Source organism: Nocardioides lianchengensis, from assembly GCF_900101465.1.
In the GTDB taxonomy this organism is placed as follows: domain Bacteria; phylum Actinomycetota; class Actinomycetes; order Propionibacteriales; family Nocardioidaceae; genus Nocardioides; species Nocardioides lianchengensis.
Genome location: NZ_FMZM01000004.1, coordinates 66,007 through 78,400, shown reverse-complemented (window position 1 = coordinate 78,400; position 12,394 = coordinate 66,007). Strand labels below are relative to the sequence as shown.

General features: G+C 74.8%; 13 protein-coding genes and 1 pseudogene. 10 read left to right on the top strand and 4 right to left on the bottom strand.

The genetic code is table 11. The annotated features are described in order from the left end of the window. Window positions 1-10 precede the first annotated feature (10 nt). A complete protein-coding gene (locus tag BLT76_RS08400) occupies window positions 11-580 on the bottom strand; it encodes a TOPRIM nucleotidyl transferase/hydrolase domain-containing protein (RefSeq protein WP_090853722.1) in 570 nt (189 codons plus the stop codon). An 18-nt stretch (window positions 581-598) separates the two neighbouring features. Between BLT76_RS08400 and BLT76_RS08395 the strand changes: the two genes are divergently transcribed. From BLT76_RS08395 to BLT76_RS08375, 5 genes and pseudogenes are all read left to right on the top strand, one after another. Then, complete coding sequence (locus tag BLT76_RS08395) at window positions 599-1,510, top strand: alpha/beta fold hydrolase (RefSeq protein ID WP_090853718.1); 912 nt, start codon at window positions 599-601, stop codon at window positions 1,508-1,510. Beyond that, a pseudogene (locus tag BLT76_RS26735) lies at window positions 1,507-1,968 on the top strand (RsbRD N-terminal domain-containing protein); the annotation flags it as partial. The gene BLT76_RS08395 and the pseudogene BLT76_RS26735, both read left to right, overlap by 4 nt. A gap of 116 nt (window positions 1,969-2,084) precedes the next feature. Continuing rightward, complete coding sequence (locus tag BLT76_RS08385; protein ID WP_139175449.1) at window positions 2,085-2,720, top strand: PucR family transcriptional regulator; 636 nt, start codon at window positions 2,085-2,087, stop codon at window positions 2,718-2,720. A gap of 238 nt (window positions 2,721-2,958) precedes the next feature. After that, on the top strand, window positions 2,959-4,677 hold the full coding sequence (locus BLT76_RS08380) for a DUF3556 domain-containing protein (RefSeq protein ID WP_090853708.1): 1,719 nt from the start codon (window positions 2,959-2,961) through the stop codon (window positions 4,675-4,677). A 7-nt stretch (window positions 4,678-4,684) separates the two neighbouring features. Next, on the top strand, window positions 4,685-6,100 hold the full coding sequence (locus BLT76_RS08375) for a phytoene desaturase family protein (RefSeq protein ID WP_090853705.1): 1,416 nt from the start codon (window positions 4,685-4,687) through the stop codon (window positions 6,098-6,100). 120 nt (window positions 6,101-6,220) lie between these two features. Here BLT76_RS08375 and BLT76_RS08370 read toward each other — a convergent pair whose 3' ends face one another. Continuing rightward, a complete protein-coding gene (locus tag BLT76_RS08370; protein WP_090853702.1) occupies window positions 6,221-6,886 on the bottom strand; it encodes a PaaI family thioesterase in 666 nt (221 codons plus the stop codon). Window positions 6,887-6,956: 70 nt separating this feature from the next. Between BLT76_RS08370 and BLT76_RS08365 the strand changes: the two genes are divergently transcribed. The 3 genes from BLT76_RS08365 to BLT76_RS08355 are packed head-to-tail and all read left to right on the top strand — an operon-like array spanning window position 6,957 to window position 9,387. Beyond that, window positions 6,957-8,015, top strand: a complete 1,059-nt coding sequence (locus BLT76_RS08365) for an NAD(P)H-dependent amine dehydrogenase family protein (protein WP_090853700.1) — start codon at window positions 6,957-6,959, stop codon at window positions 8,013-8,015. Beyond that, window positions 8,012-8,812 (top strand): glucose 1-dehydrogenase, encoded by an 801-nt coding sequence (locus BLT76_RS08360; protein WP_090853697.1) that lies wholly within the window; start codon window positions 8,012-8,014, stop codon window positions 8,810-8,812. The genes BLT76_RS08365 and BLT76_RS08360 overlap by 4 nt, the downstream gene beginning before the upstream one ends. Further along, window positions 8,809-9,387 carry a TetR family transcriptional regulator gene (locus BLT76_RS08355; protein ID WP_170866978.1) on the top strand — a complete coding sequence of 193 codons (579 nt, stop codon included), beginning with the start codon at window positions 8,809-8,811 and terminating at the stop codon, window positions 9,385-9,387. The genes BLT76_RS08360 and BLT76_RS08355 overlap by 4 nt, the downstream gene beginning before the upstream one ends. On the opposite strand, the gene BLT76_RS08350 is transcribed toward BLT76_RS08355, so the two are convergent. Then, on the bottom strand, window positions 9,374-10,294 hold the full coding sequence (locus tag BLT76_RS08350; RefSeq protein WP_090853691.1) for an SDR family oxidoreductase: 921 nt from the start codon (window positions 10,292-10,294) through the stop codon (window positions 9,374-9,376). The two genes, BLT76_RS08355 and BLT76_RS08350, sit on opposite strands and share 14 nt — an antisense overlap. Window positions 10,295-10,402: 108 nt before the next feature. Between BLT76_RS08350 and BLT76_RS08345 the strand changes: the two genes are divergently transcribed. Both BLT76_RS08345 and BLT76_RS08340 read left to right on the top strand, forming a co-directional pair. After that, entirely contained in the window at window positions 10,403-11,242 is an 840-nt protein-coding gene (locus tag BLT76_RS08345; protein ID WP_090853689.1) for a helix-turn-helix transcriptional regulator, read from the top strand. Between the two features lie 38 nt (window positions 11,243-11,280). Further along, the gene (locus tag BLT76_RS08340; protein WP_244509319.1) at window positions 11,281-11,820 is read left to right on the top strand and encodes a ribonuclease H family protein; all 540 of its coding nucleotides are present in this window, start codon (window positions 11,281-11,283) and stop codon (window positions 11,818-11,820) included. Here the strand turns inward: BLT76_RS08340 and BLT76_RS08335 are convergent. Further along, window positions 11,817-12,377, bottom strand: a complete 561-nt coding sequence (locus BLT76_RS08335) for a TetR/AcrR family transcriptional regulator (protein ID WP_090853682.1) — start codon at window positions 12,375-12,377, stop codon at window positions 11,817-11,819. The genes BLT76_RS08340 and BLT76_RS08335 overlap by 4 nt on opposite strands. Window positions 12,378-12,394 lie beyond the last annotated feature (17 nt).

Here is a 12,394-nt window from a genome sequence, read left to right as displayed (position 1 = left end):
GAACATCGCGTTACAGCTGCGGTGGACCGACCCCCAGCACCCCCAGCAACGGCAGCGGTACGGCGTCGACGGCGAGCGCGGCGACCAGCGCGGCGGCGTACTGCGCCTTGCGGCCGGAGCGGGTGCCGAGGAACCGGTGCAGGTGCTGCTCGACGGTCCGGTCCCGCTGAGCGGGCTGGCGCTGCAGGACGCGGAACGACGACAGCTCGCCCTGGGCGGCGACGACGCGGAGGGCCTGCTCGAGGCCGAGGGCGCGGACCAGCTCGCCCTCCAGGTCGGGGTCGCAGCCGAAGAAGCCGTGCGCCTCCAGGTCGGCGGCGTCCGCGACCCGGCCGAACCCGGCCCGCTCCAGCCCGCCGCGGAAGAACCGCTCCTCGGCGGCGTCGTACAGGCCGCCGACGGCGACGCCGTCCGGCAGCTCGAGCAGGTGGCGGGCCACGTTGGTCGCCCCGCCCATCGCCACGACGGACACCCCCTCCGCGGGGAGCGAGCGGCCGAGCAGGGCCGCCACCCCGTGCAGCGCGGCCGCGTCGGAGGCACCCTCGACCAGCAGCACGCGGGCCGTGACGGGAGGGGGCACGCGCTCTAGATTGCCCCCATGACCGGCCGCCACGCGCGCGACGAGCCCGAGCGGCTCACCCTGCGCCTGCCGCGCGTGACGCTCGAGGCGCTGGCCTGGGGGCCGGCGGACGGGCGGCTGGTGGTGGCGCTGCACGGGTTCCCGGACACCGCCCACACCTGGCGCCACCTCGGGCCGTTCCTCGCCCGTCGCGGGTTCCGCGTCGTCGCGCCGCACACCCGCGGCTACGCGCCGAGCGCGGTGCCGGACGACGGCTGCTTCCACGTCGCCGCGCTGATGGCCGACGCGGCGGCGATCCCGGAGGCGGTCGACTGGACCGGGAGCGATCCCGTGCTGGTCGGCCACGACTGGGGCGCCATCACCGCGCACGCGCTCGGCGCCCACCCGGACTCGCCGTACGAGCGGGTCGTCGCGATGGCCGTCCCGCCGCTGGCGACCATGGACAGCCGCAGCCCGCGGCTGCTGGCCCGCCAGGCCCGGCACAGCTGGTACATCGGCTGGCACCAGCTCCCGCTCCTCCCCGAGCGGTTCCTCGACCGCGAGGTCGCCAAGCTCTGGCGCGACTGGTCGCCGGGGTACGACGCGGGCACGGACCTCCCGCACGTGCTCGCCGCGCTCGACGAGCCGGCGAACCGGGCCGCCGCGGTCGGCTACTACCGGGCCATCCGGGCGCCCTGGCGGGTCCCGTCGTCGTACGCCGGCTGGAAGCGGACGTGGGACGGCACGCCGACCGTCCCGACCCTCTACCTCCACGGCGCCGACGACGGCTGCCTCGAGCCCGGCTTCGCCGACGGGCTGGTCGCCAAGCTGCCGGCGGGCAGTCGCGTCGAGCGGGTCGTCGACGCCGGTCACTTCCTGCAGGTCGAGCAGCCGGACGTCGTGAACGGCCTGGTCGCCCAGTTTCTCGAGACACCGTTCCACGGGACATGAGCGACCTGGTCGCCGCCACCGCGGCCGCGATGCTGCCGGAGGCCGACCTGCGCACCGACGAGGTGGTCGCGCAGATGCTGCGCGAGATCCCGGAGCTCGGCGGCGACCGGGTCCTGGAGGACCTGCTGCGCACCAGCGTCGGCGACAACGTGCGCAGCGGCATCGAGCGGTTCGCCCGCGGCGAGGTCGCCCCGGGCCAGGACGCCCCCGCGAGCGCGATCGCCTACGCCCGCCTGCTCGCCCAGCGCGGGGTGCCGGTGAGCTCGCTGCTGCGGGCCTACCGGCTCGGGCAGGCCGCGTTCCAGGAGCGGGTGCTGGCCGGGATCGCCGGCTCCGGGGCCGACGCCGAGACCGTCCTGCGGGTCACCATCGAGCTGACGACGGCGAGCTTCGCCTACATCGACGGCCTCGCCGAGCAGGTCGTCCGGGTCTACCAGGCCGAGCGCGACGCCTGGGTCCAGCGCGCTCGGCCGCGCGTGCGGCGACCGTCGCGGCGCTGGTCGGCGGCGGCCCGGTCGACGTCGACCGCGCCGAGCAAGAGCTCGGCCACCCGCTGCGCGGCACCCACGTCGGCGTGGTCGCCTGGTACGACGCCGGCGTCGACGACCCGCTGCCCCGGCTCGAGCGGGCGGTGGCCCGGCTGGCGCAACGGGCCGACTGCGCGCGGGCGCCGCTGGTGCTGCCCGCCGACGGCTGGACGGTGCACGCCTGGCTGCCGGCCCCGGGAGCGCTGACCCCGGAGGAGGACGGGCCGTGGCTGGCCGTCGGTGACCCGGCCGCGGGCGTCGACGGCTTCCGCCGGACGCACCAGCAGGCCCGGCAGGCCGCCTCGGTCGCGCTCGCCGTACCCCCGGCGCGCCGGGCGCGGCTGACCTCCGCGGCCGACGCCGGCCTGGTCGCCCTGCTCCGGGCCGACCCCGACGCCCTGCGCGTCTGGGTCCGCGCCGTCCTCGGCGACCTCGCGACCGACGACGAGCCGCACGCCCGCCTCCGCGAGACCGTCCGGGTCTGGCTGGCCCACCAGGGCAGCCACACCGCCGCGGCCGCCGAGCTGCTGCTGCACCGCAACACCGTCCAGTACCGGGTACGACGCGCCGAGGCCGCCCGCGGCCGCCCCCTCTCCGAGCGGCGGCTCGACGTCGAGGTCGCCCTCCAGGCCTGCCACCTGCTCGGGTCCGCCGTCCTCGGGGGAGCCCCGGACCGGCGGTGAGCTGTGCACCGGATCGCCGCGGGAATCGGTGGCCAGCTCACCGCTCGTCCGGCGGGTCCGCGCGGCTCGCCGTACCGGCGGTGAGCCAGCCACCGAACCCAGCGCCGAATCGGTGGCCAGCTCACCGCCGCTCCGGGCCCGCCCGCCGTGGCTGCTTGTGCCGCCAGCACAAGGCCGGCCCCGAACTTCGTGCCCGCCGCCGCTGGTGGCGCACCACCGCCCGTCCCACAGTGAGCCCATGGGCTTCCTGCAGCCGAACCTCCCCGACCTCGACCTGCCCGCCTGGTCCGCGGGCACCCGCAACGAGCGGGTCCGGCCGCTGCAGCGACACGTCGCCGAGATCGGCTTCGGCACCCCCGACGTCGTGTTCCTCATGTACGTCGTCAAGATCGGCCTCTACGTCCTGGGCGCGATGCTCTTCGCGCTCAGCACCGACACGGTCACCGGCTTCACCGACGTCGGTGACTGGTGGGCCGATCCGGTCGTCCTGCAGAAGGTCGTGCTCTGGACCCTGTTCTTCGAGGTGCTCGGCCTGGGCTGCGGCTTCGGCCCGCTCAACCTGCGGTTCTCCCCGCCGATGGGCTCGTTCCTCTACTGGCTGCGGCCCACGACGATGCGGCTGCCACCCTGGCCGGGCCGTGTCCCGCTCACAGCCGGTACGACGCGGACGCCGGTCGACGTCGTCCTGTACGCCGCCCTCCTCGCCACCACGGTCTGGGCGCTGCTGGCCGACGGCTCGCTCGTCCCGGGGGAGCGGGTCGCGCTGGTGCTCGGCTTACTGGTGCTGGCCGGGCTGCGCGACAAGGTGATCTTCCTGGCCGCCCGCTCGGAGGTCTACGCGACGATCGCGGTGACCTTCCTGATCATGGACGGGGACCTGGTCGACGGGATCGTGGCCGCCAAGCTGGTGCTGGTGGTGATCTGGTGGGGCGCCGCGACGTCCAAGCTCAACCACCACTTCCCGTTCGTCGTCCAGGCGATGCTGAGCAACTCGCCGATCCTGCGCTCGCGCCGGATCAAGCGCGGCTGGCACCGCAGCTTCCCCGACGACCTGCGCCCGTCCCGTCGTACGACGCTGGTCGCGCACGTCAGCACCGCGGTCGAGTTCGGCGTCCCGCTGGTGCTGCTGCTCTCCGACGGCGGCGCGGTCACGGCGGTGGCGGCGGTCGTGATGGTCGCCTTCCACCTCAACATCCTCACCAGCTTCCCGATGGGCGTGCCGCTGGAGTGGAACGTCTTCATGATCTACGCGATCGGGGTGCTCTTCGTGCACGACGCCGCGCTCGGCGTCGGCGACCTGACCGACCCGCTGCCCGTCGTACTCCTGGTGGGGGCGGCGGCCGGCACCGTCGTGGTCGGCAACCTCCTCCCGCAGCAGGTCTCGTTCCTGCCGGCGATGCGCTACTACGCCGGCAACTGGGACACGTCGTTCTGGTGCTTCACGCCCGAGGCGCTCGACAAGCTCGAGGCCGGGACGGTCAAGGCGACGCCGCTGCCGCACGTGACGCTGGAGAACATCTACGGCAAGGAGCAGGCGGAGGTCCCGCTGTTCACCGGCTACGCCTTCCGCACCCTGCACAGCCACGGCCGGGCGCTGTTCGGGCTGATCCCGCGGGCCTGCGGACCCGACCACGAGCGCTACCTGCCGATCGACGGAGAGGTCGTCGCGGGCGTCGTCCTGGGCTGGAACTTCGGCGACGGGCACCTGCACAACGAGCAGTTCATCGAGGCCCTCCAGCAGCGCTGCGGCTTCGAGCCCGGCGACGTGCGGATCGTGCTGCTGCACGCCCAGCCGATCCACCGGCAGACCCAGCAGTACCGGCTGGTCGACCCCGCCCTCGGCGAGCTCGAGCGCGGCGAGGTGAGGGTGGCCGACATGATCAGCCGGCAGCCCTGGGACTGGGACCTGCCGCTGACGGTCCACCACCAGCAGGCCACCACCAGCGACCCGGCATGATCGACGCATGACACTCGACGCGGTCGTCGTCGGCTCGGGGCCCAACGGGCTCGCCGCCGCCGTCGCGCTCGCGCAGGAGGGCCACGCCGTCCAGGTCCTCGAGGGGTACGACGAGATCGGCGGCGGCACCCGCACCGCGGAGCTGACCGAGCCGGGGCTGCTGCACGACGTCTGCTCGGCGATCCACCCGTTCGCGCTGGCGTCGCCGTACCTCTCCTCGCTGCCGCTCGCCGACCACGGCCTGGTCTGGAAGCATCCCGAGGTCGACCTGGTGCACCCGCTCGACGACGGCACGGCGGGGGTGATGCACCAGCGGCTGTCGCAGACGGCGATCGGGCTGGGCGCGGACGGGCGCCGGTGGCTGCAGACCTTCCAGCCCCTCGCCGACCATCTCGACGATCTCGCCCAGGACGTGCTGGGACCGATCGTCCGCTGGCCCGACCACCCGCTGCTGATGGCGAGCTTCGGCCTCCGCGCCGGGCTGCCCGCGACGCTGCTCGCGCGGCGGTTCTCGACCGAGCAGGCGAAGGCGCTGTTCCTCGGGTGCGCGGCGCACCTGTACCGACCGCTGTCCGGGCTCGGCACCGCCGCCGTCGGCTCGATGCTCATCGCCGCCGGCCACGCGCACGGCTGGCCGGTGGCCGAGGGCGGCTCACGCGCGATCACCGACGCGCTCGCCTCGCTGCTGCGCTCGCTCGGCGGCACGATCGAGACCGGGGTGACCGTCCGCTCGCTGGCCGACCTGCCGCCCGCCCGCGCCGCCCTCTTCGACACCACCCCGGACGCCTTCGCCCGCATCGCCGGCGACCGGCTGCCCACCCGTCGCGCCCGCGCCTACCGCCGGTGGCGCTACGGCCCCGGCGCCTACAAGCTCGACCTCGCCGTCCGCGGCGGCATCCCCTGGACCAACCCCGACGCCCGTCGGGCCGGCACCGTCCACCTGGGCGGGTCGGCGGCCGAGACCGCCGCGGCCGAGGCGGCCGTCGTGCGCGGCCGGATGCCGGAGCGGCCGTTCGTCCTGGTCGGCCAGCAGTACCTCGCCGACCCCACCCGCTCCGCCGGCGACCTGCACCCGGTCTGGCTCTACGCCCACGTCCCCCACGGGTACGACGGCGACGCGACCGATGCCGTCCTCGACCAGGTCGAGCGGTTCGCGCCGGGCTTCCGCGACACCGTCGTCGCCACCCACGTCACCACGCCGGCCGGCTACGCGTCGTACAACCCCAACTACGTGGGCGGTGACATCGCGGGCGGGGCCAACGACCTGCGCCAGCTGGTCCTGCGCCCCTCGCTCCAGCAGGACCCGTACGACGCAGGCCTCCCCGGCATGTTTCTCTGCTCGTCCGCCACGCCCCCCGGCGCCGGCGTGCACGGCATGTGCGGCTACCGCGCCGCCCAGCGCGCGCTCGCGTACCTGTCCTGACGCTGGTTGAGGTGTGAGCGAAGCGAGCCTCGAAACCCGGTGACCCGACCTTCGGTCTCGATCGGGACCGAAGGTCGGCAAGACGGGTTTCGAGGCTCAGGCGCTGGGCGCCTTCGCACCTCAACCAGCGTCGGTAGAGGCCTCCCGCGCCCAGCGCGGGATCACGAACACCACGTCCGCCTCGACGCTGACCCCGTCGGCGTCGGACAGCTCGGCGTGCACGAAGACCTTGCTGCCCTCCTCGCCCGAGATCCAGCCGGCCAGCGACACCGGACCGAGCGGGGTCGGCCGGTGGTGGGTGAGGGTCAGCCGGCCGGTCATGGTCAGCCGGCGCCCGTCGGCGGCGACCACGCCCATCAGGTGGTCGAGCATCTTTGCGGCCGCGCCGGGGTGCAGGACGCCCGGCTCGTCCTGGTGAGCGGGACCGAGCACGACCGAGGCCGTGCAGGGACCCGACGGGTCCGGCCGCTCGACGACGAGCGGCGGCGCGGTCGCGTTGCGGGGCCCGATGACCGCGTTGCCCCAGCTCCAGGTCCGGCCCCGACCGTTGTGCCGAACCCCCAGCGGACCGTCGGTCTGGGCCACCCGCAGCGAGGCCGTCACCGCCTCCAGCGACGCCTGGGCAGAGGCGAGGACGACCGGCGGGGCGTCCACGTCGAGGGCCAGGTCGACCAGCGCGCGGACCGCGTCGGCGAGCCCGCCGTACAGCTCCTCCTGGCGATCGACCTCCTCGGTGGGCAGGTCCTCGACCGGGAAGTACGCGACGTGGTGGGCCGGGCTGCTCATGGCCGGAGGGTGCCACATGACAGCCACTTCGATCTTGACAGTGACTCCCACGATCGAGGTCACTGACCCCATGACCATCAAGGTGATCCAGTGGGCGACCGGCGGCGTCGGCGTCGCCGCCATCCAAGGCGTGCTCGCGCACCCCGACCTCGAGCTCGTCGGGTGCTGGGTGCACAGCGACGCCAAGCACGGGAAGGACGTCGGCGAGCTGATCGGCGGCGACCCGCTCGGCGTCGCGGCCACGACCAGCAAGGACGAGATCCTCGCGACCGAGGCCGACGTCGTCGTCTACTCGCCGCTCGTACCGAACGACGACGAGGTGATCGCCCTGCTGCGCTCGGGCAAGAACGTCGTCACCCCCGTCGGCTGGATCTACCCCAATCCCGAGCGCGTGGTCGGCATCGAGGCCGCCTGCGCCGAGGCCGGTACGACGCTGCACGGCACCGGCATCCATCCCGGCGGCATCACCGAGCGGTTCCCGCTGATGGCCAGCTCGCTCTCGCAGCGGGTCACTCACGTGCGCGCGGAGGAGTTCTCCGACATCCGCACCTACAACGCCCCCGACGTCGTCCGGCACGTGATGGGCTTCGGCGGCACGCCCCAGGAGGCGTACGACAGCCCGATGGCCGGCCTGCTCTCCGGCGGGTTCAAGGCGTCGGTGCGGATGGTCGTCGCCGAGATGGGCTTCGCGGCCGGCCACGACATCCGCACCACCCAGGAGGTCGCGGTCGCGGCGAAGCCGATCGACACCCCGATCGGCGTCATCCAGCCCGGCCAGGTCGCCGCCCGCCGCTTCCACTGGGACGCGCTGGTCGACGGCGAGCCGGTCGTCACCGCCGCCGTGAACTGGCTGATGGGCGAGGAGGACCTCGATCCCGGCTGGACCTTCGGCCCCGAGGGCGAGCGGTTCGAGGTCGAGGTCACCGGCGACCCGACGGTGCTGCTGACCTTCAAGGGCCTGCAGCCCGAGTCGGTCGCCGCCGGCCTGGTCCGCAACCCCGGCGTGGTCTCGACCGCCAACCACTGCGTCAGCTCGATCCCGTACGTCGTCGCGGCGGCGCCCGGCGTGAAGACCTACCTCGACCTGCCCCTGATCGCCGGCCGCGCCGCGCCGGAGGTGGGCAGGTGATCCTCGACCAGTTCCGCCTCGACGGGAAGGTCGCGGTCGTGACCGGGGCCAGCCAGGGCATCGGCCGCGGCATCGCGGTCGGCCTCGCCGAGGCGGGCGCCGACGTCGTCCTCGCCTCGCGCACCCTGGCCGACCTGGAGCAGGTCGCCGCCGAGGTCGAGGCCACCGGCCGGCGCGCGCACGTCGTCGAGACCGACGTGATGGAGACCGAGCAGCTGCACCGCCTCGTCGCGCAGGCGGTCACGACGTACGGCCGCCTCGACGTGCTGGTCAACAACGCCGGCGGCACCGGCCCGCGCCCGGCGATGGCGACCAGCGAGCGGATGTTCGAGAAGGCGCTGCGCTTCAACGTCACCTCGCCGTTCCTGCTCAGCCAGGCCGCCGCCCGGGCGATGGTCGACACCGTGGGGGAGGGAGCGATCGTGAACGTGTCGTCGCGCTCCTCCGACATGGTGCAGACCGCGTTCGTCGCCTACGGCACCGCCAAGGCGGCGCTGAACATGATGACCCGCAACCTGGCCTCCGAGCTCGCCCCACGGGTCCGGGTCAACGCGATCAGCGTCGGCGGCGTCGCCACCAAGGGCCTCGACGTCGTGCTGACCGACGACGCGCTGCGCGAGGAGTACGTCGCCGGCACGCCCATGCGTCGCCCCGGCCAGCCGCTCGACATCGCCTGCGCGGCGCTCTACCTCGCCTCGCCGGCCTCCGCGTGGGTCACCGGCAAGGTGCTCCAGGTCGACGGGGGAGTCGAGGCGCCGGCGATCGCCGTACCCGTGCCGCCGCTGGAGCCGGCGTGACCGGACTCCGCGAGCGCCAGCGCGCCGACCTCCGCGCCCACGTCGACCGGGTGGCGCTGACCCTCTTCGCCGAGCGCGGCTTCGACGCGGTGCCCGTGGACGAGATCGCGGCCGCGGCCGGCATCTCGCTCTCGACGCTCTTCCGCCACGTCCGCAGCAAGGACCAGTTGCTCGTCGGCACGCTCCGCGTCGGCCGGGCCGCGATCGTCGAGAACTTCGCCGAGCGGCCCGCCGACGAGCCGGTCCCGGCCGCGCTGGCGGCCGCGATCCTGCGCCGTACCGAGCAGTTCGCCGACGAGACCGAGACCATCGCGCTCTGGCGCCGGGCCATGGCCTCCGCCCCCGCCCGGGTACGACGGGCCTCGCTGCTCGACGACGACGAGCGCGCCCGGCTGGTGGTGCTGGTCGCCGAGCGCCTCGGCCTGGACGCCGAGGCCGACCTGGAGCCCGGGCTGCGGGTGCGGGTCGCGCTGGCCGCGGCCGAGCACGCCTACGAGCACTGGCTGACCCGGGAGACCGGTCGCACCCTGCACGAGCTGACCGCCGAGGCCCTCGACGGGGTCAGCCGAGGCTGACCCCGGTCAGCTCCTGGGTGACCTCCCAGACCCGGGCGGCCTCGGCCGGGTCGCGCAGCGGCGGGTAGGGCTCCTGCTCGGCCGGTGCCCCGCGCAGGCCGCCCAGCCCGCTGGGGCCGAAGAACCGGCCGCCGGCGTCCGGTGCGGTCGCGGCCAGCAGGGACGGCTGCAGGGCGGTCGCGACGGTGCCGGTCAGGCCGATCCGCGACAGCAGCCTGATGAGGCGCACCGAGCCGGTGTCGCGCGAACGGCCCATCCCGGGCTGCGCGGCGAGCAGGTTGGTCGGCGTGACCCCGGGGTGCGAGAGGTTGCTGCTGACGCCCCAGCCCGCGGCCCGGCTGCGGCGGTCGAGCTCGAGGCCGAAGAGCCCCTGGGCGATCTTGGACTGCGCGTAGGCCCGGCCGCCGTGATAGCCGCGCTCCCACTGCAGGTCCTCCCAGTGCACCCCGTGCCGCGCCGCGGCGACGCTGACCTGCGAGGTGACCCGGGCCCGCCCGGCGCGGAGCAGCGGCAGCAGGTGGCCGACCAGGGCGGCGTGGCCGAGGTGGTTGGTGCCCAGCTGCAGCTCGAACCCGTCCTCCGTCGTCCGACGGCTGGGTGGGGTCATCACCCCGGCGTTGTTCACGAGGACGTGGATCGGCGCGCCCTCCTCCTGCAGCGCCGCGCCGAGCCGCGCGACCGAGGCCAGGGACGACAGGTCGAGCTCGCGCAGCGAGACCTGCGCGTCCGGGTGCTGCTCGCGGATCCGGGCGAGCGCCGCCTCGCCCTTGGTCGGGTTGCGGACGGGCAGGACCAGGTCCGCGCCCGCGGCGGCGAACCGGGCGGCCAGGCCGAGGCCGACGCCGTCGCTCCCGCCGGTGAGGACGACGCGGCGGCCGGTGAGATCGGGGACGGTCGGGTCGGGCATGGGTGCTCCTCGGGTCGGGGTGTGCCACGAGCCTGCGTCGCCCCGGCGACCGCAACCACGGCCTGACGATCCGTGGCTGGGCGATCCGCGAGACGGTAGGAAGGTGGGGTGATCGATCGAGCCGGGCTGGCCGAGTTCCTCCGCCACCGTCGCGAGTCCCTGCAGCCGGAGGACGTCGGGCTGCCCCGCGGCCGGCGCCGTCGTACGGCGGGGCTGCGGCGTGAGGAGGTCGCGGTCCTGTGCCACATGTCGACCGACTACTACGCCCGGATCGAGCGCGAGCGCGGCCCGCAGCCGTCGGAGCAGATGATCGCCTCGATCGCCCAGGGCCTGCACCTCTCTCTCGACGAGCGCGACCACCTGTTCCGGCTGGCCGGGCACCGGCCCCCGGCCCGCGGCGGCACCAGCGAGCACGTCAGCCCCGGGCTGCTGCGGATCCTGGACCGGCTCGTCGACACCCCCGCCGAGGTCGTCACCGAGCTCGGCGAGACGCTGCGCCAGACCCCGCTGGGCGTCGCCCTCACCGGCGACACGACCGGGTACGCCGGTCCGGCGCGCAGCCTCGGCTACCGCTGGTTCACCGACCCCGCCGCGCGCGAGCTGCGCCCGCCGGAGGAACACGCGTCGTACTCCCGGCTCTACGCCTCCGGTCTCCGCGAGATCGTCGCCGCCCGCGGACCCGGCTCACGGGCCGCGCAGCTCGCCGACCTGCTGCTCGAGCGGAGCGAGGAGTTCCGGGACCTGTGGCAGCTCCACGAGGTCGGCCTCCGGCCCGGCGACGTCAAGCGCGTCGTCCACCCCGAGGTCGGCCTGCTGGAGCTGAGCTGCCAGACCCTGATCGACCCCGACCAGGGCCACCACCTGCTCGTCTACACCGCCGCCCCGGGCAGCGAGAGCCACGAGAGGCTGCAGCTGCTCGCGGTCCTCGGCGCTCCCACGCTCACCTGAGCGCGGCCCCGTCGGCGCCATGTGTGAGGGTGTCGGCCATGCCGCCCCGGACCCGCCGTACCTCCCGCCCCGCCAAGCCCGCCATGCCCGTGCCCGAGGGGGCGCGCGAGGTGTTCACCGACGGCGCGTGCGCCGGCAACCCGGGGCCGGGCGGCTGGGCGTGGGCGCTCGACGAGGCGGTCTGGGCCAGCGGCGCCGAGGCGCCCTCGACCAACCAGCGGATGGAGGTGATGGCCGCCTACCAGGCGGTCCGCTCGCTCGACGGTCCGCTGCTCGTGGTGAGCGACTCGACGTACGTCGTGAACTGCTTCCGCGACGCCTGGTGGAAGGGCTGGCGCTCCCGCGGCTGGACCAACAGCGCCCGCCAGCCGGTCGCCAACCGCGACCTGTGGGAGCCCTTCGTCGACCTGGTCGAGGCCCGCGGCGACGTGGCCTTCCAGTGGGTCAAGGGCCACTCCGGCAACCGGATGAACGACCTGGTCGACCGGCTCGCGGTCGCGGCCGCGAAGGACGGCGGCAGCACCGGTCGCTCCGAGGCGCCGCCGGCGCGCCCGGTGGACGACGACGCGCTCTTCTAGGACACGACCGCGCGCAGCTCGGCCAGCGCGGCCCGCCCGACGGTGCGGAGGTCGCGGTCCTCGGCGGGGTCGATCCAGCGGGTGAAGGCGACCCGGAACGCCCCCACGACGGCCTCGGCCGCGACTCCGGCCGCCAGCTCGGAAAGCCCGCGCCCGCGCAGGCCCGCGGTCAGGGCCGCGGTCAGGGCCGCCAGCTTCAGCAGCTCGCGCTCCTGCAGTCCGGGGGTCGCGTCGATGACGCGCTGGCGGCGGCGCGCGTGGTCGCGGCGGTCGGCGAGGAAGTCGCAGCCCGCGTCGAGTGCGGGGGCCAGCGCGGTCCAGGCGTCGGCGTCCGCGGGGGCGGCGGCCAGGGCCTCCACGAAGGCGGTCTGCAGGCCGCCGTCCCGGTCGAAGAGCACCTCGCGCTTGTCGCCGAAGTGCCGGAAGAAGGTGCGCTCGGTGACGCCGGCCCGCTCGGCGATGTCGGCCACGGTCGTCTGCTCGAACCCGCGCTCGTCGTACAGCTCGAGGGCCGCGGCCATCAACCGTCCGCGCGCGTCCGGTTGCCAGCGAGCCATGGCGCCACCCTACGTGA

Bases quoted from the DNA above. Each gene is read 5' to 3' on its own strand.
- BLT76_RS08340 (WP_244509319.1), top strand. From the start codon at position 11,281: ATGCCGCCCCGGACCCGCCGTACCTCCCGCCCCGCCAAGCCCGCCATG.
- BLT76_RS08370 (WP_090853702.1), bottom strand. From the start codon at position 6,886: ATGAGCAGCCCGGCCCACCACGTCGCGTACTTCCCGGTCGAGGACCTG.
- BLT76_RS08335 (WP_090853682.1), bottom strand. From the start codon at position 12,377: ATGGCTCGCTGGCAACCGGACGCGCGCGGACGGTTGATGGCCGCGGCC.
- BLT76_RS08395 (WP_090853718.1), top strand. From the start codon at position 599: ATGACCGGCCGCCACGCGCGCGACGAGCCCGAGCGGCTCACCCTGCGC.
- BLT76_RS08350 (WP_090853691.1), bottom strand. From the start codon at position 10,294: ATGCCCGACCCGACCGTCCCCGATCTCACCGGCCGCCGCGTCGTCCTC.
- BLT76_RS08365 (WP_090853700.1), top strand. From the start codon at position 6,957: ATGACCATCAAGGTGATCCAGTGGGCGACCGGCGGCGTCGGCGTCGCC.
- BLT76_RS08380 (WP_090853708.1), top strand. From the start codon at position 2,959: ATGGGCTTCCTGCAGCCGAACCTCCCCGACCTCGACCTGCCCGCCTGG.
- BLT76_RS08375 (WP_090853705.1), top strand. From the start codon at position 4,685: ATGACACTCGACGCGGTCGTCGTCGGCTCGGGGCCCAACGGGCTCGCC.